We start from the raw sequence: 22,148 nt of genomic DNA, 5'->3' as shown, positions 1-22,148 counted from the left end.
TCCAAGAGCGCTCAGAACGCGACCCCGACGATCGACAGGACGATCACAAGCACCGAGCCCGGAACGCCGCCGATCGCGACGATTGCGAGGACGAGCGGCGTCACCGCGACGCCGACACCGAAGACGACCTGTGCAACGTAGAGCACCACGAGCCCGGCCACCGCGTTGATGATAAAGGGTCTGGCCGTCTGCACGAGCTGTGCCGCGCCCAACACGACGACGAGGACGAGGACCAGCAGCAGTATCTCGAGGCCGGACATACCCCACGCTAGTACGCCAGCAGCCAAAACCGTTCGGCCCGGCTTCCGTCGCTGCGACTCGAGAGCGCAACAGTCGCTCGAGCGCGGTGAATCGACCGCCCAGCGACACCGCCGGAAGAACGAAACGCTTTATGAGGTCGGGGCGGTAGCGAAGGTACGGGATCGTGGGTTAGCTTGGTATACTTCGGGCCTTGGGTGCCCGTGACCCCGGTTCAAATCCGGGCGATCCCATACGATATAGACGTGAGGCGAACATTTTCGCCACTTTACTTCACCCGTTCTCACACCGGTTAGCGGCGGCATTCTGGAGGCGATCGAGTGGATTCGTTTCGGCGAGCCAGCCGTCCGATGTCGAGAACCGGACGCTCATCGCACATCCGGCCCACGGGTGCGGGCGTTCACCGTGCGCTCGCCGACGACGGAACTGTCGAAACACCTGACGACAATGCTAATCTCTCACACACCGTAGAGGGGCCTGCCGAGTCGGGTGAGAGTAGCACTGGGTCATCATTGATCCCCGATTCGGTATCCGATTCTTCTGCGCCACCGTACCCGAACGAAAAGAGGCCTGAGACTGGCGAAGCCCTCGAGTACATCACGGACCTCAGAGCGGGGAACGCTCGCATAGCGATCGAATCGCTCGAGAAATCGACGCGGCGGGTCAATCGCTCGGACCGATCACAGAGCACGCTCGAGAAATCGATGCGGTGCACGACGAGGAGCGAGATGAGTGAACTGATTCGTGTATTGGTATCGAAAGTGACAGCGGGAAGCCGAGGATCGCGATAGAGTGGTTCGGGGCGTGACGTAATCCGGTGTGTGTCGTACACAGGGTACTGATCACGATGGCCACAGGGGTTTCCGTTCGAGTGAGTGATTTTGCTTGGTATTCGTTGTCACCACCTCATCAGTCGATAAGCAGTGTCCAATAATAAAGGTTTTCGTACGGGCAGTATCGACTATTTTCCAGCGATTAGAAGACATTCGGCCAAATATATCCGCCCGAGACCCATACAGAGGTATTTTCTCGGGCAGTTCGGATTGTCTTTCGGTCGGTTATCGATCCCGGACAGCCAGTGCCGGCGGGAGACGTGGGAGGTGGAATTCGCGTTTCACCGTTCGCGGTCGTCACGAGACAGGAGCGTGGGCGAGTCGAGAGCGCCGCAGGGATCGCCGAAAAGACCACCGCAAGCCAAACGGTTTCAGTGACGCCACGATTGTTCACGCCGTATGGTAGGTCTCGCCGGACGACTCAAACGATGGCTCGTGAACGGGGTCGTCATCACGATTCCGCTGGTCGCGACCCTGCTCGTCGTTCTCGTCGTCGTCAACTTCATTCTCAACGCCCTCACACCGGTGACCGCCGGCGTACGGTTCATCTGGCCCAATGACCCACCGGCGCCGATCATCGAGATCGTAACCCTTGGCTCGTTGCTCGGTCTCTTCGTCCTGATCGGGATCGTCGCGGAGTACACCCCCGGCGCGTACGTCTCGAGTCGCGTCCACGCGACGATGGAGTCCGTTCCGGGCGTGAGCACCGTCTACGAGAGCATCCGGCAGGCGAGCAAGGTGTTAGTCGACGACGACACCGAGCAGTTCCAGGACGTGAAACTCGTCGAGTTCCCCAACGAGGGGACGTACATGCTCGGCTTTCTCACCGCAGACACGCCCGCTGCCATCGAATCGGGTGTTGGCGAAGCGGAGATGGTGACGGTCATGATCCCCCTCGCGCCGAACCCGGCGACGAACGGGTACGTCACGCACCTCCCGACCGAGCGAGTCCACGAGGTCGATCTCACCGTCGAGGAAGCGTTTCGATCGATCGCGACGCTCGGCGTCGCCGCCGACGGGCTCGAGGGTGCCGAAGACGACTCCTAGCCGGGCTTCGGTGACCGTCGGATCGCCCAGTATCCAAAAATAATTGGCCGCGAGTACATTATCGTGGAGCCGGAATATTGGACGTGGCCACGCGGCCGGCCGATGGGAATACAGGACACGGCGTGTCGGACCGTGACCGGACGGCACCTCGTGATCATCGCGGTCGACGTGGCCCGAGACGGACTCGCTCAGTTTCGCGGGGTGCTTTCTGGCCAGTCGATACGCCCCGACCAGACGACACGGCGGCTCGAGTCGACGACCCGGCTTTGCCAGCGGACGCTCGCTCCCGACACCGATCAGTTTCACCGCGGTATACGACCATTTATACCCGATGGCGGCTTTAGAAGGGTGCAATGGCGCAAGCGGGAAATTCCGAACTTGTCGACGCTTTCGAGCAGTTCTTCCGCAACTACTACGACAACGAGATCAAACAGCTTGCGCAGCGATACCCCAACGAGCAGCGCTCGCTGCACGTCGACTGGCAGGACCTCTACCGGTTCGACCCCGACCTCGCCGACGACTTCATCGCCCAGCCCGAACAGCTCCAGCGCTACGCCGAAGAAGCGCTCCGACTCTACGACCTGCCGATCGACGTGAGCCTCGGCCAGGCCCACGTCCGCGTTCGAAATCTCCCCGAGACCGAGTCCCCCGAGATTCGAGAGATCCGCGCCCGCGATATGAACTCCCTCGTGCAGGTCCACGGCATCGTTCGCAAGGCCACGGACGTGCGGCCGAAGATCGAGGAAGCCGCCTTCGAGTGCCAGCTCTGTGGCACCCTCACCCGCGTCCCCCAGTCTAGCGGCGACTTCCAGGAGCCCCACGAGTGCCAGGGCTGTGAACGGCAGGGACCATTCCGCGTCAACTTCGATCAGTCCGAGTTCGTCGACTCGCAGAAACTCCGCATCCAGGAGAGCCCCGAGGGACTGCGCGGCGGTGAGACCCCCCAGTCGCTCGATGTCAATGTCGAAGACGATATTACCGGCGAGGTCACCCCCGGCGACCACGTCTCCGCGACCGGCGTCCTCCGGCTCGAGCAACAGGGCGACCAGCAGGAGAAGTCGCCTGTCTTCGATTTCTACATGGAGGGCATGTCCGTCGACATCGACGAAGAGCAGTTCGAGGACATGGACATCACGGACGAGGACAAAGAGGAGATCGTCCGCCTCTCCTCGAGCGAGGATATCTACGAGAAGATGATCGGCTCCATCGCACCCTCTATCTACGGCTACGACCAGGAGAAACTCGCGATGATCCTCCAGTTGTTCTCGGGCGTGACGAAGCAATTGCCCGACGGCTCTCGGATCCGCGGCGACCTGCACATGCTCCTCATCGGGGATCCGGGTACTGGTAAGTGCGTTCGCGGAGACACAAAGGTAACACTCGCGGACGGCCGAGACGTTCCGATTCGCGATCTCGTCGAATCGAATCTCGAGGATCCGAAACCGATCGATGACGGTTGGTGGGACGAGATAGATCTCGAGGTTCCGTCCTTGCAGGCCGACGGCTCGATCGTCCCACAGCGAGCGACGAAAGTCTGGAAGCGCGAAGCACCTGCCCGGATGTATCGCGTGCGAACCTCGAGTGGACGGGAGCTCGAGGTAACGCCGTCGCATCCGCTGTTCGTACAGCATGACAGTCAGTTCAAACCGATCGTTGCGGATGATCTCACCGAAGGACAATTTATTGCTGCACCCCGCATTCTCTCTACAGAGGGAGACGATACGCTCGATATCGATTTCCGCCGATCTCGATCGCGGAATGCAGTTCAGCTAGAGTTACCGAACGAATGGACCCCATCATTAGCTCGACTGATCGGCTACATCATCGCAGAAGGATACGTCAAGCAACGCGACAACAATATGGGATTCGTTTCGATTACGAATAACGACCGAGAAGTAGTAGACGACGCAGCAAACGCGCTCGGGAAACTCGGTCTCACTATAACGGAACGAGACCCTCACGAGGGGAAAAACGCGCGTGAGCTACGCTGTTCCGCAGGAGAGTTCGTAAGCTTCCTCCAGACACTCGAGCCGTGTATTCTCCAGTCGTCTGATTCCCAGCGTGTCCCAGAAGCCATATTTGGGGCGACTGAATCGACGAAATCGGAATTCCTCAAGGCATTCATCGAAGGGGAGGGTCATGTTTCGAAGTCCCAGCGGGAGATCACTATCGCTTCGATGAGTCGTGAACTTCTCGAAAACGTCCGAACTCTGCTTCTCTCAGTGGGGATCCGCTCACAGCTACATGAGCGGCATAATGGGAGTTTCCGACTCAGGATTAGTGGAGACGAATTTGAGACGTACGTCTCTGAGATTGGGTTTATAACCGACCGAAAACAACGGGCTACGGAACAGTACGTCGATACGAACGGGAATACGAACCTTGACGTCGTTCCAAACATCGGGACGGAACTTCGCCAGATTCGAGAATCGCTTTCACTGACACAGGCTGAGTGTGGATTACCGCGATCGACGTACCAGAATTACGAACGGGGATCGAAAAACCCGAGCCGAGAGAGTCTCCGAAAAATCGTCGTTGCCTTCAAAGACGGTCTATCGGGACAGGGGAGCCAAGACAAGGGGGCAGCGTTAGCTGATGGTGGGTCCTTACCGACGAGTATCGCTGCCCTCGAACAGTTCGTCGAAGGAGCGGTCGCTTGGGAACGGATCGAATCGATTGACACAGTCACACCCGATTACGACTGGGTATATGACCTCGAGATAGAAGGGACACACAACTACATCTCGAACGGCGTCATCTCACACAACTCTCAGATGCTCGGTTACATCGAGAACATCGCCCCACGGTCAGTCTACACCTCCGGGAAAGGCTCCTCCTCGGCTGGTCTGACGGCCGCGGCGGTCCGCGACGACTTCGGCGACGGTCAGCAGTGGAGCCTCGAGGCCGGTGCGCTCGTGCTCGCCGATCAGGGGATCGCGGCGGTCGACGAGTTGGACAAGATGCGACCCGAAGACCGGAGTGCGATGCACGAGGCCCTAGAGCAACAGAAGATTTCGGTCTCGAAGGCGGGGATCAACGCCACCCTCAAGTCCCGCTGTTCGCTGCTCGGCGCAGCCAACCCCAAGTACGGCCGTTTCGACCAGTACGAGCCCATCGGCGAGCAGATCGACCTCGAGCCGGCGCTCATCTCGCGGTTCGACCTGATTTTCACCGTCACGGACCAACCTGACGAGGAAAAGGATCGTAACCTCGCCGAGCACATCATCACGACGAACTACGCCGGCGAGTTGACGACCCAGCGCGAGGAGATGAGCTCACTCGATGTCAGTCAAGGCGAGATCGACGAGATGACCGCGCAGGTCGATCCGGAGGTCGATGCCGAACTCCTGCGCAAGTACGTCGCCTACGCCAAACAGAACTGTCACCCGCGGATGACCGAAGCGGCTCAAGAAACGATTCGGGACTTCTACGTCGACCTGCGCTCGAGGGGCACCGACGAGGATGCTGCCGTTCCCGTCACGGCCCGAAAGCTCGAGGCGCTGGTGCGACTCGCGGAGGCGAGCGCCCGTGTTCGGCTCTCCGATACGGTCGATGAGAGCGACGCCGAGCAGTCGGTCGAAATCGTCCGCTCGTGTCTACAGGATATCGGCGTCGACCCCGAGACCGGGGAGTTCGACGCGGATATCGTCGAGGCCGGCACTTCGAAGTCCCAGCGCGACCGGATCAAGAACCTCAAACAGCTCATCAGCGACATCGAAGAGGAGTACGACGACGGCGCGCCGGTCGACATCGTCATGGAGCGAGCTGACGAGATCGGCATGGATCAGTCCAAGGCCGAACACGAGATCGACAAGCTCAAACAGAAAGGCGAGGTCTACGAACCGAGCACGGACACGCTCCGCACGACGTGAGTTACAGTTCGTCGATCTCGGTGACCGTCGACCGGATCGTCGTCGGCGTGACGTCGGCGACGGCGGCCGCGTCAGCCTGGGTCACCGTCGGCCACTCCTCGCGTTCGCCGGCAGCCCTGTAGAGACAGGCCGCGGCGACGCCGCTGGGATTGCGGCCGCCGATCAGTTTCGCCTCGAGCAACGCCTCGAGATGAGCGCGCGCTCGGTTTTCGACGGCCGTCTCGAGGTCGAGCGCGGAGGCGAACCGCGGGAGGTACTCGGCGGGATCGATCGGCCCCGTTGGAAGACCGAGCTCCCGGTTCATGGCGTCGTAGGCGGCCGAGAGTTCGTCGGCGTCGGCGCGTGCGACGGCGACCACCTCGTCGATCGTGCGAGCGTTCGAGCAGGTCCGGCAGGTCGCGTAGACCGCAGCGGCGGCAAAGCCCTCGAGGGAGCGGCCCTGAAAGAGCCCCGCGGACTGGGCGGAGCCAAAGAGGACGCAGGCCTGGTCCCTGATATCGTCGGGCAGCGAAAGTCGAGCCGCGAGCCGTTTGATCTCCGTGAAGCCGTACACCTGATTCTGGTCCGCCTTGGTCGCGATACGGGCGCGGTTGTGTTCCCGACGGAGTCGGGCGATCTGGCGGCGCTTCCGGCCGGTCAGTCGGGTGCGGCGGGCGGAGCCGGAGCCGGTCCCGTAGCCGATCTTCGTCGAGAGTCCACGATCGTGTCTCGAGCGGGTCAACGGTGCACCGGTCCGCCGTCGATCGGTGTCGTCATCGTCGAACGAGCGCCACTCCGGGCCGCGATCGATCGCGTCTTCGGCGGCGACGAGACCGCACTGTTCACAGACCGCTTCGGTACCGTTCCATCGGATTCTGCCGGTACATTCGGGGCAAGCGACAGACGAGTCGGCATCTGACATGAGATCGGTGACCTCGTTGAATACAAGTTTTTCAGATTGGTATTTAAAGAATTGTAGATACTTAACGAACCAGAAAAAGCGACGGAAGATTAAATTCGCTACTGACCGATCAACCGCGACAGGAGGGCCAGCGGTCCTGCCGGCTCGGAGGGGACTGTCACGTCGTTCGTCTCGTCGCGGTTCCTCAGTACTCGCTCGTACTGGTCGATGACTTCCTGTCGGCGTCGTTCGCTCGTTTCGACGGCTCGCTCGAGTGCAGCGATACGAGTACGGAGTCGCGTGCGTTCGATCCGATAGGCGAGTGGCGGCTCGAGTCGATCGGCGTCGGTAGACGAATGTTGAGGTGGACGGTCAGCCCAAGGGCTCGGTTCGAGGGACGGATCGGTACCCGCGTTCCGACACCGGCCGTCGATCGAGGGGAGGGACGTGGGGTCTCGTTGGTCGGCGGACATGGCGCGGCACCGACTACCACGAACGCGCGGAAAAAGCTCAGTCAGTCGGCTGTCAGACGCGTCTGACGTCGGTCGTGCGCCCGAACGACGTTAGTCGCGAAGGTGGTCGAGGACGCCCTGCGTGTCGGCGGGAACGGGTTCGGGATCGCCGCCAGCGGCGGCCGCGGCGTCGGGGTCTTTGAGCAGGTGCCCCGTCGTGAGGCACGCAACGCGTTCGTCGGCGGCGACGACGCCCTCGTCGCGGAGCTTTCGCAGGCCGGCGACGGAAGCGGCGGAGGCGGGTTCGACGCCGATCCCTTCGCCCGCGATGGCCCGCTGGGCCTCGGTGATCTCCTCGTCGGAGACCGCAACCGCAGTACCGCCGGTCTCGCGGATACCGGGAAGCGCTTTCGGCGCGTTGACCGGGTTGCCGATCCGGATGGCGGTCGCGCGCGTTTCTACGTCGTCCCAGCGGCGGACCTCGTCGGCGCCGTTCTCGATCGCCTCGACCATCGGCGCGGCCCCCGCGGCCTGGACGCCGGTCAGCTTCGGCACGTCGTCTTCCGCGAGCGCGCCGGCCTGGACGAGTTCGCGGAACGCCTTGTAGAGCGCCGACGTGTTGCCCGCGTTGCCGACCGGGAGGACGATCCGTTCCGGAACGGCGTCGTAGTCCGCGAGGAAGCTTTCGAGGATCTCGAGGCCGATCGTCTTCTGGCCCTCGAGTCGGAACGGGTTCAGCGAGTTCAGCAGGTAGGCCTCGCCCTGGCCGGCGAGTTCCTGGACGATGTCGAGACAGGCGTCGAAATTCCCGTCGACCTCCAAGATGCGCGCACCGTGGAGGCTCGCCTGCGCGATCTTGCCCGCGGCGACTTTCCCTGCGGGGAGGAGCACGAGCGTCTCCTTCCCCCCGCGGGAGCCGTAGGCGGCCAGCGCGGCGCTGGTGTTTCCGGTGGAAGCACAGGCCAGCCGGTCGACGCCGAGTTCCGTCGCGACCTTGACGCCGACGGTCATCCCGCGGTCTTTGAACGAGCCGGTCGGGTTCATCCCCTCGTGTTTGATTCGCAGCGCCTCGACGCCGACCTCGTCCTCGAGTCGGGGCACCTCGTACAGCGGCGTCGCGCCCTCCTGGATGGAGACGCCCGAATCGAAGGGGAGCGCGTCGGCGTAGCGCCAGACACCCTGTCCCTCGAAGTCGTCAAAGGTCGGGAGATCGGCATAGCGGACCTCGAGTAAGCCGTCGCACTCGTCGCAGGTGTACCGGACGTCGTCGAAGGGAGCGAAGGTGTCACCGCACTCGATGCACTCGAGCCAGACGCCCTCGTCGGCGTCGGCAGGCGTTTCCGGCTGGTCGGCCGAGAGACTGAGACTCATTGTCGGCGAGACGAAGGCGAAGGGGAAAAAGTGAGTGGATTCGACGCTTCGCTCACTGTGCGTCGAAGTCGTCGATCACGTCGTGGACGGTCGCCGTCCACGCGTCGAGCGCCTCGTGGAGCAACTCCTTGGCGTCCGGGAGCGCGAGCGCAGTGTACTGATAGATGTCGCCGCCGCCGTCTAACAGGCGTCGGTCACGGCGGACGAGCCCCCGATCGCGCAGCGTCGATAGCGAGCGATTGACCGTGCTCCGGTCGCGCTCGAGCGTGGCGGCCAGTTCCTCGATCGTGCTCCCGGGTTGCTCGCACAGGACGAGGTACGCCCGCGTCTCGTGAGTCTCGATCCCGAACACGCAGCTCATCACCTCCTCGAACGGCGGGTTCGATTGCTCCATCAGTTCCCCGAGTCGGTGCTGCGGAGCGTCGGCCATAGCCGTCCGTACGGCCGAGAGCGTGAAAAGATCGCCGCAGCCGGCGTGGTAGCCGAGCGACCGCCACGGCGGCCACGACGTTACGCGTCCTCGCCGTCCGCACCGTACCCCATCTTGCGGATACAGGATCGCATCTCCCGTTCGCTCTCGTGGCGGTGCAGCCGCGTCGGCGTGTCGCAGTAGTACACCGAGCCGTCGTATCGCAGGGTCACCTCGTACTCGTTTTGGGCCGCCGTCGTCGTGATCACGACCCGGCGTCCGTCCTCGATCGCGGCCATGATCGCGTCCGTCTCGAGTTCACCTGCCGAGATGCGAAGCGGGGTCGCCATCGACTCGCCTTGGGCCGCAGACCCAATGAAACTTCGCGTCGGCGGCGGCTGTGCACGACGGCTGCCAGACCGAGATACCGCTACACGCATCCCTGTCGTTCGATAACACATGGCATCAGAGACCAGCACTCGAACGGCCGAGCGAACCGGAACGAGACTCGAGCCCTGGCAAGCGGGCACCGTCGGCGGGATCGCCGGCGCGATCGTCTTCGGTGCGATGATGGCGGCGCAGACGCCCGGCGTCCTCGAGGGCGCGATCCCGGCGTTATACGGTCTCGAAGGCGGCCTCGCGGGGATGGTCCTGCACGTCGCCCACGGAGCCGTCCTCGGGGTCGTCTTCGCCGCGTTGCTCGTCGCGACGGGGCGCTCCGATCCGGGGGTCGCGGCCGGCAGCGCGCTCGGACTCGGCTACGGCGTCGTCGTCTGGGCGCTCCTCGCGGTCGTCGTCATGCCGATCTGGCTCTCGGCGGTCGGCTTCGCGATGGCACCCGCCGTCCCGAACATCGCAGTCGAGAGTCTCGTCGGCCACGCCGCGTACGGACTCGTCCTCGGCGCGGCGTACGCGCTACTCGAGTAAGTAGCTCCGAGGAGTCGCCCCCCTCCTCCGGTTAGTCGCCGATACCCGATCCCACTCACAGCACGTACAGTGCCATCAGGGCCGTAGGCCCCGCCAGCATGAGCAGCGCCGCGAGCACCAGTCTGAACGACATGGTTCGTTCGCTTCGGCGACGAGGCCCACTATAACTGCGACAGATAGTTCAGGAATTATGACTCTCGTATAGAGGTGCTAATTCGGTTTTGAGCGAGGAAATAAGCCATTTCTTCGTCGAGAGAAGCGGTTAGCGGCGCTCGAGGCGCCACCGACGACTACTCGAGCAGCCAACTCAACAGCGCCTCCGTGGCCACCTTTTTTCCGTTCGGGTCAGCAAAGCTGACCACTCACGCAAAAATCTGGACCAAAAAACTCGGCCGCTCACTTCGTTCGCGGCCGGCTACTCGAGCAGCCAACTCAACAGCGCCTTCTGGGCGTGCAGCCGATTCTCCGCCTGATCGAAGACGATCGAGCGCTCGCCCTCGATGACGGCGTCGGTGATCTCCTCGCCGCGATGAGCCGGGAGACAGTGCATGACCGACGCCTCGGGGGCGTGCTCGAGCAGATCCGCGCAGACCTGGAAGCCCTCGAAGTCGTCCATTCGGACGTCTCGTTCGTCCTCTTGGCCCATGCTGATCCAGACGTCCGTATAAATGATATCGGCGTCAGTGACCGCCTCGACGGGATCGGTCGTGGTCGTCGGATCGCCGCCGAGGTCGCGGGCACGCTCGAGGACGTCCGCGTCGACCTCGTACCCCTCCGGCGTCGCGATCGTCAGGTCGATATCGGTCAGCGCACAGCCGAGGGCGAACGACTGGGCGACGTTGTTGCCGTCGCCGATCCAGGCCGCCGAGACGTCCTCGAAGCCGTCCTCGTGTTCGCGGATCGTCAGCAGGTCCGCGAGCGTCTGGCAGGGGTGGGCGTCGTCGGTGAGCCCGTTGACGATCGGGACCGAGGAGTACTCCGCGAGCACCTCGACGTTCTCGTGTTTGAACACGCGGGCCATCACGGCGTCGACGTATCTCGAGAGCGCACGCGACGTGTCTTTCAGCGGTTCGCCCCGCCCGAGCTGGATGTCGTCTTCCCCGAGGAAGATCGCGTGACCGCCCAGTTGCGTCATCCCCGTCTCGAAGGAGACCCGGGTCCGGGTGCTCGCCTTCTGGAAGAGCATCCCCAGGGTCTGTCCGGACAGGTCGGCGTGGTCCGTGCCGGCTTCGACGGCGCGTTTGTACTCGTCGGCCCTGTCGAGAACTGCGAGCAGTTCCTCCTCGGAGAGGTCGTCGACGTCAAGGAAATGTCTCGGCTGCGTATCGGTCGTTGTCATGGTATCAAACTCGTCTGAAAATCCTATTGTTCACTGAGCGTCCGCGCGACGCGCTCTAAGATCGCCACTGACTGGTCGAACTCCGACAGCGCCAGTCGCTCGTCGGGCGCGTGATCGAGGTCCGAGTTGCCGGGCCCATAAGTGACCATCGGACAGTCCCAGGCCCCGGCGTAGATGTTCATGTCACTCGTCCCGGTCTTTCGCACCAGGCGGGGATCGTCGCCTTCCTCGCGGATGGCGACGCGAAACGCCCGTGCGACCTCCGTTCGCGGACTCGACATCACCGGCGGGACCTTGTCCTTCCAGGTCACGGTCCCGACCTCGAGTTCGGCCTCCGCGGCCTCGCGGACGGTACCGACATCGAGCGCCGGTGGGACGCGCAACTGGACGTCCATCGTCGCCTCGACGGAGAGGCCGTCGTCGCTGACGCCGCCTTGGATGTCGACCGGCTTGGTCGTCACCTGTTCGAAGACCGGCTCGTACTCGTCACCCTCGAAGTGCTCTTCGACGGCCGACCACCAGCGGACGGCGTGTTGGATCGCGTTCGGGTCCGGCCGAGAGGTGTGGCCGGACTCGCTGGTCGCGACGTACGTGCCGGCGATCAGTCCCCGATAGCCCAGCGTGATCCCGTCGGCTCCGGAGGGTTCGCCGTTGACGACGGCGTCCGGCGGCTCCTCGCGGTCGTCGACCAGATAGCGCGCCCCTTTCGAGTCGACCTCCTCGCCGACGACGCCGACGAAGGAGACGCCGGTACGGACGGCGGCGGCCGCCATCGCCGCGAGCGGCCCCGTCGCGTCGACGCTGCCGCGGCCCCAAAGGATCTCGTCGTCGCCGGTCTCCTCGACCTCGACGGGGATGTCGCCCGGGACGGTGTCGATGTGCGAGGTCAACAGCACGGCGTCGTCCGCCGGCGCGCGGACGTTCCCGACCGCATCGATCCAGACCTCCCGGTCGTGAGCCTCGAAGAAGTCCACGAGGCGCTCGGCCGCCTCGCGTTCCTCGCGAGTCGGCGAGGGGATCGAGACGAGATCGACGAGTAACTCGCGGGCCTCGGCGGCCGATACGTCGCTCGAGGGGTCGGCGTTCGCGCTCATGATTCGGATGCGATGACTTCGGTCAGCGCGTCCACGAGCTGGTCCGCTTCTTCCTCGCCGATCACCAGCGGCGGCAACAGACGCAACACGGTCCGGCCCGCGGGCAGCGCCAGCACCTGCTGATTCATCGCCAGGTCGCGGGCGGCGCGGTTCGCGCCGCGTTTCAACTCGACGCCGACGAGCAACCCGTCGCCGCGGACCTCGCGGACCGAATCGTCCAGCGCCGCCTCGAGTTCCGTGACGAGGTAGTCGCCGATCTCGGCGGCGTGAGCGGGCCACTCCTCCTCGACCAGCGTCGAGACGGTCGCGTGGACCGCCGCGGCGACGACGGGCCCGCCGCTGAACGTGGCGTTGTGCGAGGCAGCGCCGTCGGCGATCCAATCGCGGACCGCGACCGCGCCGACCGGCAGGCCGTTGCCCAGTCCCTTCGCGGTCGTCAGCACGTCGGGCGTGACGCCGGCGTTCTGGCAGGCCCACATCTCGCCGGTGCGGCCCATGCCGGTCTGGACCTCGTCGAAGACGAGCGCCGCGCCGGCCTCGTCGGTGAGTTCGCGGGCGGTCTCGAGGTAGCCCGCCGGCGGGACGTTGATCCCGCCTTCGCCCTGGATCGGCTCCAGGATGACGGCCGCGGTCTCGTCGTCCACGGCGGCCGCGAGCTCCTCGCCGTCGCCGTAGGGGACGAATTCCACGTCGCCGGCCAACGGCTCGTAGGGCTTCTTGTACTTGTCCTTCCAGGTCGCCGCGAGCGAGCCCATCGTCCGCCCGTGGAACGAGCGGGTCGCGGCGACGATCTTCGACTCGCCGGTCGCCGATCGGGCGAACTTCAGCGCGGCCTCGTTGGCCTCGGTCCCGGAGTTACAGAACCACGCGGACTCGAGGCCGTCTGGCGCGGCCGCGACGAGCGCGGCGTAGGCACCCTCGCGCGACTGGACGGGGTACGAGGAGTCGACGAACGTCAGGTTTCCGACCTGCTCCTGAACGGCCTCGACGACCGCCGGATGCGAGTGGCCAAGCGGCGTGCAGGCGTAGCTCGCGCCGGCGTCTATATACTCCGTGCCGTCGGCGGTGTAGAGGTACGCCCCTTCGCCGCGCTCGAGGCCGATCGGCTTGCTGCCGGAGACGAAATCGAGGTCGCTCATTCCGCGGCCTCCTGTGCGGTCTCGTCCGTTTCGTCGTCGGCGAGCACGCCCGGCTCGAGGGTCGTTCCCTCGCCCGCTAACGCGGCCGTGATCGGGTCGTCGGCATTAGCCGTCGCGACGGTCACCGAGGACGCGCCGCCTTCGAGGGCCTCTTCGGCGGCCATGACCTTCTTCGTCATGAAGCCTTCCGCGGCGTCTTTGACCGCGTCGAACTCCCCAGGGGTCGACGCCGACTCGATCTTCGTCGACTCGTCGTCGGGATCCTCGTAGATCCCCGAGACATCCGTCAGCACCACGAGATCCGCCTCGAGCGCCCCGGCGATCGCGGCCGCGGCGCGGTCGGCGTCGGCGTTGACCGCGGTGTAGCCCCCGCCTTTCTCTTTGCCCAGCATGGGGACGGAGACGACGGGCGTGTAGCCGCCTGCGAGAGTCGTCTCGAGCAGGTCCGTGTTCACGGACTCGATCTTGCCCGAGTGGTCGCCGCGCTTGATCTTCTTCTTGCCGTCCTCCTTGACGCGGACGGCGGACTTGCGCTTGCCCTCGAGCAACTTGCCGTCCGTGCCCGAGAGGCCGACCGCGTCGACGCCCTCGTTGTGCAGGCTCTCCACGAGGTCCGTGTTGAGCTTGCCCGGCATCACCATCTTGAAGACGTCCATCGTGCGCTCGTCGGTAAAGCGGCCGACGACGCCGCCGGGCGTCTCGACGTAGGTCGGCTCCTCGCCGAGTTCCTCTAAGGTCTCGTCGACGGCGGTCGAACCGCCGTGGGTGAGGACGACGTCCTCGCCGTCCGCGACGAGGCTCGCCACGTCGGCGAGTGCGCCTTCGGGATCGACGGCGCGAGCGCCGCCGATCTTGACGACAGTCGTCATCAGGGTGCCCCCACGGGGTGCAGCCCCGTAAACTCGAGTCCGGCCGTCTCCTCGAGCCCCAGCGCGACGTTGGCGGCGTGGACCGCCTGTCCCGCGGAGCCTTTCATCATGTTGTCGATCGCCGAGAAGACGACGACGCGCTTGTTCGAGGGGTCGAGTTCGAAGCCAACCTCGGCGAGGTTGGTGCCGGCGACCGCCTTCGGCTCGGGGTAGCGGTAGACGCCGGAGCCGCCGGCGGCCATGCGGACGAACGGCTCGTCCTCGTAGCAGCCCCGATAGGCCTGCCAGAGGTCCCCCTTCGAGACCGGGCTCGAGGGGAAGACGTGGTTCGTCGCGCTCGCGCCGCGGATCATGTCCACGGCGTGGCAGGTGAAGGCGACCGAGGTGTCGAGGAACTGCTCGATCTCGGCCTCGTGGCGGTGGCCCGTCGGCGCGTAGGGGCGGACGACGCCCGAGCGCTCGGGATGGCTCGAGGCCTCGCCGCCGCCGGCCCCGCCCTCCGACGATCCCACTTTCACGTCGACGACGATCTGTTCGCCGCCCTCCAAGATGTCGTGTTCGAACAGCGGGTACAGCCCCAGAATGGTGGCGGTGGCGTTACAGCCGCCGCCGGCGATCAGTTCGGCGCCCGCGAGGTTCTCCCGATTAATTTCGGGGAGCGCGTACTCGGCCTTCTCCAGGTATTCGGGGGCCTCGTGGCCGTCGTACCACTCGTCGTACTGGGCTTCGCTCTCGAGGCGGAAGTCCGCCGAGAGGTCGACGACCGTATCCGCGATCTCGAAGAACTCGTCGATCTGGCCCATGGAAACGCCGTGGGGCGTCGCCGCGAACAGCACGTCGACGCTCGCTAAATCGTCGGGCTCCGTAAAACGCAGGTCCGACCCGCGCAGCGGCGGGTGGACGGAGCCGACGCTCTTGCCGGCCTTCGAGCGGCTGGTGACCTCGGTGATCTCGAAGTTGGGGTGGCCCGCGAGCAGGCGAAGGAGTTCGCCGCCCGTGAAGCCGCTGCCGCCGATGACGCTTGCAGTGACCGTCTCGGCGTTCTCGTCCGCGCCGGTCTCGGTGCCGACCGCCATCAGGCGGTCACCTCGAGTTCCGGATCGGCCGCCTCGGCTTTCTCCTCGAGCCAGTCGACGACGGTCCCGGCGACATCGGTCTCGACGGCGCCGTCGAGGGCCTTGAACTCGACGGTGTGGTTGACCTCGTGGACCGTATACCCGTCCTCGGTCTCCATGAGGTCGATACCGAGCAGGCCGCCGCCGACGGCGTCGCTGGCCTTCTGGACCAGCGCTTTCGCCTCCTCGTCCGGCTCGAAGACATCGGTCTCCGCGCCCTTGGCGGCGTTGGTGATCCAGTGGTCCGAGGAGCGCACCATCCCGGCGATCGGCTCGCCGTCGGTCGCGAGCACGCGGATGTCGCGACCCGGTTTCTCGACGAACTCCTGGACGTAGAACACCTTGTGCTCGTAGTGGCCGAGCGTCGCCTTGTGCTCTAGGATCGCCTCCGCGGCGTCGCGGGAGTCGATCTTGGCCATCAAGCGGCCCCACGAACCCACGACGGGCTTCAAGACACAGGGATAGCCAAAGTCCTCGATGGCCTCCATCGCGGCCTCCTTGGTGAAGGCGACCTTCGTCGCGGGCGTGGGCACGCCCGCCTTCTCGAGCGCGAGGCTGTTTTTCACTTTATCCGCGCAGATGTCCGCGGTTTCGTGGCTGTTGACCACGGGGATGCCGTACGCCTCGAGGAACTGGGTGGCGTACAGGCTCCGGCTCGTGGCGAGACAGCGGTCGACGACGATATCGATGTCCGCGAACTCGTCCGGAGCGTCCGAAATGTCGAACGTCTGCTTGCGGACATCGATCTTCGTCACCTCGTGATCGCGCTCGCGAAGCTCGTTCAGGAGGAGCTTCTCGTCTTTGCGTATCCGTGAATAGAGTATGCCTACGTTCACGCGAGCCACCTCTGGCTGGTCGTGAGGGACTCGCTACGAGTCCCTCGAGTCGTGTGTGCAGCGCGGACCGGTGTCGCGCCCGTCTGCAAGGTCACTCACCCCAGTCCTCTTCGAGCTCGGGGGCTCGCTCGAGGACTGGCGGCTCGGTGTCGACGACTTCGAGTTCGGCGCCACAGGTCGTACAGTCAACGATCTCTCCGACTTCCAGATCGTCGTGCAGGGACACCTCGGCCCCACACTCGACGCATTCGGTCATTGTATCTGCACGTGGGAGCCCGGATCCCTTAAAGCCTTCGAACTTAACAGCAAAATTATACTATCTGCACTCCCCTCTAACGGGCCGTGGGCGCCATCACACCGCAGGTCTACTTTGACATATCATGAAGTCGGTAGTTCATCCCCTTGCGGGGATCGCCGTCGAACCGGCCGACCGACGAGCCGAGATCGCGGCGGTCCGCCCGTCGGTCCCGCCGGCGGTGACGGCTCAGACATACTCGTTCACCTCCGACCGGAGCGCCTCGTGGGCCGCCTCGAGCGCCCCCGTTCGCTCGTCGTGTTCGTCCTCGTCCGCCGCCAGCGCCTCGCGGGCCGCCTCGAGCTGGTCGGCGACCGCTTCGGGGGCGGGACCGCCCTGCGAGTCGCGACTCGCGACGCTCTGGACCGGGTCGAGCGCGTCCTCGACGGCCGCGGGGTCGACGTGGGCCTCGAGCGATTCGCCGAGCACTTCCTGGGCTGCGGACTCGAGGGCGTCGTAGTCCGCCCCGTTCGCTCGCGGTTCATCACCGCTCGCGTTCTCCGCGGAACTGCGTTCCGCGCTATTCTCAGCGGCGATCGCGACCAGTTCGTGTGCGGTGCGGAACGGCAATCCGCTGGCCGCGAGCAGATCCGCGACGCCGGTGGCCGTCGAGAAGCCCGCACCGGCCTCCGCCGCGAGCGTCTCCTCGTTCCAGTCGGCCGTCGCGACCGCGCCCGCCGCGACCGCGCTGGCTTCGGTTACCGCGTCGACGGTCTCCCAGGCGTGGGTCGTCGCCCGCTGCAGATCTCGGTTGTACGCGCGGGGCAGCCCCTTGAGCGTCGTCGTCAGCCCCTGAACGCCGCCGGCCGCGTCGCCCGCGACCGCACGGACGAGTTCGAGCGTGTCCGGGTTCTTCTTCTGGGGCATGATCGACGACGTCGAGGAATAATCGTCCGAGAGGTCGACGAAGCCGCGGTTCGCGAAGATGATCACGTCTTCCGCGAGCCCCGACAGCGTCGTCGCGTGCGTCGACAGCGCCTGCACCGTCTCGAGCAGGAAATCACGGCTCGAGGAGGCATCCATCGAGTTTGCGACGACGCCCTCGAAGCCGAGCAGATCGGCGGTGCGTTCGCGATCGATGTCGAACGTCGTCCCCGCGAACGCGGCGCCGCCGAGTGGCGATTCGTTGCTCCGTGCGAAAGCCTCGAGCAAGCGCTCGGTGTCGCGGCGAACCGCGCCCTCGTAGGCCAGCGCCCAGTGGGCCACGGTGGTGGGCTGAGCGGGCTGGAGGTGAGTGTAGCCGGGCATGATCGTCTCGCGGTGTTCGGCCGCAACCTCGACCAGCGACTCGCGCAGCGCGAGCGTGGTCTCGATCGCCTCGAGAACGTCCTCGCGCAGGCGATACCGGATGCAGGCCGCGACCTCGTCGTTGCGCGAGCGTGCGGTGTGCATTTTGCCGCCGTCCGCGCCGATGCGCTCGATGACGGCCGTCTCGATGGCCTCGTGGACATCCTCGCCATCGGGCAATGAGGCGTGGCCGTCGACCTCGATGGCGTCCAGCGCCGTGAGGATCCCGCCGGCCACATCGTCCGCGATGATATCCTGCTCGGCGAGCATGACCGTGTGCGCGCGGTCGACCTCGAGATCGGCCTCGAAGATCCGTTCGTCGGCCGCGAGCGAGGAGAGGAAACTCCGGGCGGGGCCGCCGCTGAAGCGGTCCCGGCGGACGACGCCTTCGTCGTCCCCGCCGTCAGTCCGCAGCCCATCGGACCGCGTCCCGTCGTCGGGAGCGCTCTCCTCGGTCATCGTTAGTCGTCTGCCTCGTCACCACTGCCGTCGGTGGCGATCTCGGGTTCCTCGTCCGCGGCGTTCGCGGCGATCGCCTCGTTCGCGAGGCGGCGCTGGAAGCCGTGATACTTCGCGACGCCGGTGGCATCCTCCTGTTTGATCTTGCCGACCGTCTCGGTGTCGAAGGAGGCGTGCTCGGCGGAGTAGGCCGCGAACTTGCTGTCGCGGGCGACCGGACGGGCCTGGCCGCCTTCGAAGCGGATCGTGACGGTGCCGGTCACGCGCTTTTGGGTCTCGGCGATGAAGCCCTCGAGTGCGCCCACGAGCGGCGCGTCGATCAGGCCCTCGTAGCCCTTCTGGGACCACTGCTGGTCGATCTGCTGTTTGAACTGACGCTCCTCTTGGGTGAGGACGAGGCCCTCGAGCGCTTCGTGGGCGTTCAGCAGCGTCGTCGCGCCGGGGTGCTCGTAGTTCTCGCGCACCTTGAGCCCGAGCATGCGGTCTTCCATCATGTCGGTACGGCCGACGCCGTAACTGCCGGCGAGCTCGTTCAGGTGCTCGATGAGTTCGACGGGCTCGTACGCCTCGCCGTCGACGGCGACGGGGTAGCCCTCCTCGAAGGTGATTTCGATCTCCTCGGTCTCGCTACCGGGCTCGTCGGTCCACGCGTAGATGTCACGCGGGGGGACGTAGTTCGGGTCCTCTAAGTCGTCGCCCTCGACCGAGCGACTCCAGATGTTGGTGTCGATCGACCAGTCGCCGCCGCTGCCGCCCTCGACGGGGAGGTCCTTCTCGGCGGCGTACTCCTGTTCCCACTCGCGGGTGAGCCCGAGCTCGCGTACGGGGGCGATGACCTCGAGGTCCGAGTCGCGCCAGACGGCCTCGAACCGCAGCTGGTCGTTGCCCTTGCCCGTACAGCCGTGGGCGATGCCGGTGCAGTCCTGTTCCTCGGCGACCTCGAGGATCGCTTTCGCGATCACCGGGCGGGCCAGCGCCGTTCCCAGCGGGTAGCCCTGATAGGTCGCGTTCGCGCGAACGCTGTCGAAACAGAGGTTCGCGAACTCGTCTTTCGCGTCGACGACGTAGTGCTCTAAGTCGAGCGCTTCGGCGGTCTCCTCGGCTTCCTCGAACTCCGAGGCCGGCTGTCCGACGTCGACGGTGACGCCGATCACGTCGTCGTATCCGTACTCTTCCTCGAGCAGCGGGACACAGACGGTCGTGTCCAGGCCGCCCGAAAACGCAAGTGCCACGCGGGTCATGTCGTATTCGAATTCACACTCAGGACGGACTTAAGCCCGTTGGTTTCATTTTCGAAAATAAAGGAGAGAGCGTCTGCTAACCGGAAATTCTGCAGTTTCGGAGTCCGTGGAACGAAGCCGGAACGTGAGGTGGAAGAGAGTACGGGCTCAAAAGGCCCGTCGCGGTCGTCGCTCTCGAGCGACGGCCCCGTCGGTGGCGAAAACGGCGAGTGCGGTGCCGACGGAGCGACTCATTGCCCGAACGGTGTCGATCCACGGTATTAAATCCTGCTACATGGCGCTCTCGGCAGGTGGACACCGGAACAGTCGGTTTCGCGACTCGAGTGTCGAACATCGCTCGACAGCATCCGCCACCGAACGCCGGCCAGTCTGCCCGCAATAATCGGTCAGTCCCCTCCCTCGAGCGCCGAACAGCGGCAGCCGAGGTTCGAATCACTCCTCGTCGGGCAGCGTCAGGACGTTCTCCCGGCCGATCCGGAAGACATCGATCTCGTCTTCTTCGCGCAGGTCGCCGACGACCTGGCTCGTCTTGGCCTCGGTCCAGGCCAGTTCCGAGACGACCTCCTGTTGCTTGATCCGGCCGCCGCGGTCCTCGAGCAGGCGCAACACCCGTTCTTCGTTGCTCAGGAGTTCCGGCGGGGGCTCGGTCTCGGTGGTGGCGGTCGAGTCAGCGTCGCTCGAGCCGTCGGCCCGTCGGACGGCGTCCGTGCCGGCGTCGCTCGGCGCCGGACCGTCTCTCCGGCGGCGACCGAGCTGCCAGCCGACGACGCCGACGGTCGCGAGCAGGGCCAGCGCCAGGGTGACGATCGCCCACGGCATCGTCGGCCCCTGCGCGGGTTGGGTCGATTCGTTCGGGTCGGTCGTCGCACCGGCGTTTTTCATCAACACGATTCGGGGCTGGTTGTCGGTAAACGAGGTCTCGTCGCCGCGCCAAGTGACCGACCCGTCGGGCGTATCGCTCGGCGCGGGGTCGACCTGCGGCTCCCCCTCGTGCTGGTAGATCCCGTACGCCTCCGGCCAGCGGAACTGCAGGGTCGTGCCGTCGTCGAGCGTGAAGCCCGAGAGCGCGGCGCCCGCCTCGATGCGGTTGATGTTAACGAACGCGAACTTGGACCACTGGAACGTGACCGTGGCGTGGCCGATCGTTCGTGGGGCGCTGTCTACCTCCGTCGTGATCGAGACGTTCGAGATGTTCATGTCCCGTTCGGTCACGTTTTCCCCTTCGACGAGCGTGGCGTTCCACTTCGCTCGCTCGTCGGCGACGTGCGTGGACGTATTCGACTGGATATCGCGTCGGAGTTCCTCCCACCGGGACGTGGAGTTGTTCCCCTGATCGAGACGGAACTGATAGTCGACGGTCATCAGCGCGGACCCGTTCTCGGCGATGAGGACATCGATGTGAATCGTGTCGGCATCCTCGAGCGCCATGCTCTCGTTGCCGTTGTCCTCGGCCTGCAGCGCCGCTCGGTGACCGGCGGCGTCCGCCACGCCGGCGGTCGAGGCCGGGACGGACACGAACGAACACACCACCACGAGCACCCATATCAGGGCCCGAAGCCCCTTCCCGTCCATTACCCGGACATGCCGTGGCCGTCTAAATAGGTCTTTCCGACGAGAGAGGCAGTTTGTTTTTCACATAGTCGTCCGATGGTGAACGTATGAGAGACGACCGCGGCGAACTCGAGGTCGAAACGCTGCTGAAGATCGTGCTCGGACTGATCGGGGTTCTACTCGTCCTCGAGATCGTCGAGGCGATCATCGGAAGCATCGCGGGCCTGCTCGGGCCGTTCTTCATCGTCGTGCAGCTCGCGATCGCGGCGTTGATCGTCCTCTGGCTGCTCGATCAGCTCTGAGACGCAGGGACGGGATCACCAGACTGATAGCCACAGCGCCCCTCTATCAAGCCACGTGTACAGCGTCAACGTTCCGGTCCCCGGTCGCGTCCGCCGGCTCGCGGACCGGCTCTACCCCGACCTCGTCGGGTTCGAGACCGTCCGCGAGGATCACTCGTGTCTGCTCAAACGGCTGGGCGAAGCCGACCACGTCGCACAACTCCAGCACCGCGCCCACCGCGCGCTCGAGGGCGCCCCCGCCGTCGAAGCCGAAATCACGGGCATCGACTACTTCGCGGACCCGCCGCTCGGCTCCGCGCCGGTCGTCTATCTGGCCGTCGAGAGCCCCGGACTCGAGGGGATCCACGCCGACCTCACCGAGGCCTTCGGGACCGTCGAGGGACTCGAGGGCGGCGACTACGTCCCCCACGTGACGCTGGCCCGCGGCGGCGACGTAGAGACGGCGAAACGGCTGGCCGACCGCGAGGTCGAATCGGTTGGGTGGACGGTCAGCGAACTCGAGTTCTGGGACGGGACGTACAAGCTGCCGGTGAGTCGGGTGTCGCTGCCGTCCTGATCGCTGTCCGAACGGA

Annotated in this window: 20 protein-coding genes and 1 tRNA gene; 6 read left to right on the top strand and 15 right to left on the bottom strand. The window is 65.1% G+C overall.

Features of this window, described 5'->3' with window-relative positions; translation table 11 throughout:
* Positions 1 to 11: 11 nt before the first annotated feature.
* The gene (locus NKH51_RS16100; protein ID WP_254762687.1) at positions 12 to 260 is read right to left on the bottom strand and encodes a pro-sigmaK processing inhibitor BofA family protein; all 249 of its coding nucleotides are present in this window, start codon (positions 258 to 260) and stop codon (positions 12 to 14) included.
* 158 nt (positions 261 to 418) lie between these two features.
* Between NKH51_RS16100 and NKH51_RS16095 the strand changes: the two genes are divergently transcribed.
* The 3 genes from NKH51_RS16095 (at position 419) to NKH51_RS16085 (ending at position 6,010) form a co-directional block, all read left to right on the top strand.
* Positions 419 to 491, top strand: a tRNA-Pro gene (locus tag NKH51_RS16095).
* A gap of 999 nt (positions 492 to 1,490) precedes the next feature.
* Positions 1,491 to 2,138 carry a DUF502 domain-containing protein gene (locus tag NKH51_RS16090; RefSeq protein ID WP_254762686.1) on the top strand — a complete coding sequence of 216 codons (648 nt, stop codon included), beginning with the start codon at positions 1,491 to 1,493 and terminating at the stop codon, positions 2,136 to 2,138.
* A gap of 353 nt (positions 2,139 to 2,491) precedes the next feature.
* Entirely contained in the window at positions 2,492 to 6,010 is a 3,519-nt protein-coding gene (locus tag NKH51_RS16085; protein ID WP_254762685.1) for an LAGLIDADG family homing endonuclease, read from the top strand.
* A gap of 1 nt (position 6,011) precedes the next feature.
* Here NKH51_RS16085 and NKH51_RS16080 read toward each other — a convergent pair whose 3' ends face one another.
* From NKH51_RS16080 to NKH51_RS16065, 4 genes are all read right to left on the bottom strand, one after another.
* Positions 6,012 to 6,911, bottom strand: coding sequence for a transcription initiation factor IIB (locus tag NKH51_RS16080; RefSeq protein ID WP_254762684.1), 900 nt, complete (start codon positions 6,909 to 6,911; stop codon positions 6,012 to 6,014).
* A gap of 542 nt (positions 6,912 to 7,453) precedes the next feature.
* On the bottom strand, positions 7,454 to 8,713 hold the full coding sequence (gene thrC, locus NKH51_RS16075; RefSeq protein ID WP_254762683.1) for a threonine synthase: 1,260 nt from the start codon (positions 8,711 to 8,713) through the stop codon (positions 7,454 to 7,456).
* Between the two features lie 52 nt (positions 8,714 to 8,765).
* A complete protein-coding gene (locus NKH51_RS16070; RefSeq protein ID WP_254762682.1) occupies positions 8,766 to 9,143 on the bottom strand; it encodes a helix-turn-helix domain-containing protein in 378 nt (125 codons plus the stop codon).
* 80 nt (positions 9,144 to 9,223) lie between these two features.
* Complete coding sequence (locus tag NKH51_RS16065; RefSeq protein WP_254762681.1) at positions 9,224 to 9,472, bottom strand: DUF8001 family protein; 249 nt, start codon at positions 9,470 to 9,472, stop codon at positions 9,224 to 9,226.
* Between the two features lie 109 nt (positions 9,473 to 9,581).
* Between NKH51_RS16065 and NKH51_RS16060 the strand changes: the two genes are divergently transcribed.
* Entirely contained in the window at positions 9,582 to 10,049 is a 468-nt protein-coding gene (locus NKH51_RS16060) for a histidine kinase (RefSeq protein WP_254762680.1), read from the top strand.
* Between the two features lie 415 nt (positions 10,050 to 10,464).
* On the opposite strand, the gene argF is transcribed toward NKH51_RS16060, so the two are convergent.
* The 10 genes from argF to NKH51_RS16010 form a co-directional block, all read right to left on the bottom strand.
* The gene (gene argF / locus NKH51_RS16055) at positions 10,465 to 11,388 is read right to left on the bottom strand and encodes an ornithine carbamoyltransferase (protein ID WP_254762679.1); all 924 of its coding nucleotides are present in this window, start codon (positions 11,386 to 11,388) and stop codon (positions 10,465 to 10,467) included.
* 23 nt (positions 11,389 to 11,411) lie between these two features.
* Positions 11,412 to 12,482: a [LysW]-lysine hydrolase gene (locus NKH51_RS16050; RefSeq protein WP_254762678.1), complete on the bottom strand. Its 1,071-nt coding sequence runs from the start codon at positions 12,480 to 12,482 to the stop codon at positions 11,412 to 11,414.
* Positions 12,479 to 13,621, bottom strand: coding sequence for an aspartate aminotransferase family protein (locus tag NKH51_RS16045; protein ID WP_254762677.1), 1,143 nt, complete (start codon positions 13,619 to 13,621; stop codon positions 12,479 to 12,481). The genes NKH51_RS16050 and NKH51_RS16045 overlap by 4 nt, the downstream gene beginning before the upstream one ends.
* Complete coding sequence (locus tag NKH51_RS16040) at positions 13,618 to 14,490, bottom strand: acetylglutamate/acetylaminoadipate kinase (protein ID WP_254762676.1); 873 nt, start codon at positions 14,488 to 14,490, stop codon at positions 13,618 to 13,620. The genes NKH51_RS16045 and NKH51_RS16040 overlap by 4 nt, the downstream gene beginning before the upstream one ends.
* Complete coding sequence (gene argC, locus NKH51_RS16035) at positions 14,490 to 15,566, bottom strand: N-acetyl-gamma-glutamyl-phosphate reductase (RefSeq protein WP_254762675.1); 1,077 nt, start codon at positions 15,564 to 15,566, stop codon at positions 14,490 to 14,492. Before argC ends, NKH51_RS16040 begins: the two co-directional genes overlap by 1 nt.
* A complete protein-coding gene (gene lysX / locus NKH51_RS16030) occupies positions 15,566 to 16,441 on the bottom strand; it encodes a lysine biosynthesis protein LysX (RefSeq protein WP_254762674.1) in 876 nt (291 codons plus the stop codon). Before lysX ends, argC begins: the two co-directional genes overlap by 1 nt.
* 91 nt (positions 16,442 to 16,532) lie before the next feature.
* Positions 16,533 to 16,697 carry a lysine biosynthesis protein LysW gene (gene lysW / locus NKH51_RS16025; RefSeq protein WP_005554620.1) on the bottom strand — a complete coding sequence of 55 codons (165 nt, stop codon included), beginning with the start codon at positions 16,695 to 16,697 and terminating at the stop codon, positions 16,533 to 16,535.
* Between the two features lie 228 nt (positions 16,698 to 16,925).
* The gene (argH, locus tag NKH51_RS16020; RefSeq protein WP_254762673.1) at positions 16,926 to 18,482 is read right to left on the bottom strand and encodes an argininosuccinate lyase; all 1,557 of its coding nucleotides are present in this window, start codon (positions 18,480 to 18,482) and stop codon (positions 16,926 to 16,928) included.
* Between the two features lie 2 nt (positions 18,483 to 18,484).
* Positions 18,485 to 19,723 (bottom strand): argininosuccinate synthase, encoded by a 1,239-nt coding sequence (locus tag NKH51_RS16015; protein ID WP_254762672.1) that lies wholly within the window; start codon positions 19,721 to 19,723, stop codon positions 18,485 to 18,487.
* Between the two features lie 432 nt (positions 19,724 to 20,155).
* Positions 20,156 to 21,295, bottom strand: a complete 1,140-nt coding sequence (locus tag NKH51_RS16010) for a helix-turn-helix transcriptional regulator (RefSeq protein ID WP_254762671.1) — start codon at positions 21,293 to 21,295, stop codon at positions 20,156 to 20,158.
* A gap of 86 nt (positions 21,296 to 21,381) precedes the next feature.
* On the opposite strand from NKH51_RS16010, the gene NKH51_RS16005 reads away from it, so the two are divergent.
* Positions 21,382 to 21,576 carry a DUF7554 family protein gene (locus tag NKH51_RS16005; protein ID WP_254762670.1) on the top strand — a complete coding sequence of 65 codons (195 nt, stop codon included), beginning with the start codon at positions 21,382 to 21,384 and terminating at the stop codon, positions 21,574 to 21,576.
* Between the two features lie 55 nt (positions 21,577 to 21,631).
* Positions 21,632 to 22,132, top strand: a complete 501-nt coding sequence (locus NKH51_RS16000; protein WP_254762669.1) for a 2'-5' RNA ligase family protein — start codon at positions 21,632 to 21,634, stop codon at positions 22,130 to 22,132.
* Positions 22,133 to 22,148: the final 16 nt, after the last annotated feature.

This window comes from Natrinema marinum (assembly GCF_024296685.1).
Classification (GTDB): domain Archaea; phylum Halobacteriota; class Halobacteria; order Halobacteriales; family Natrialbaceae; genus Natrinema; species Natrinema marinum.
The sequence above is the reverse complement of the archived record's forward strand: the minus strand, read 5'-3'. Positions and strand labels throughout refer to the sequence as shown.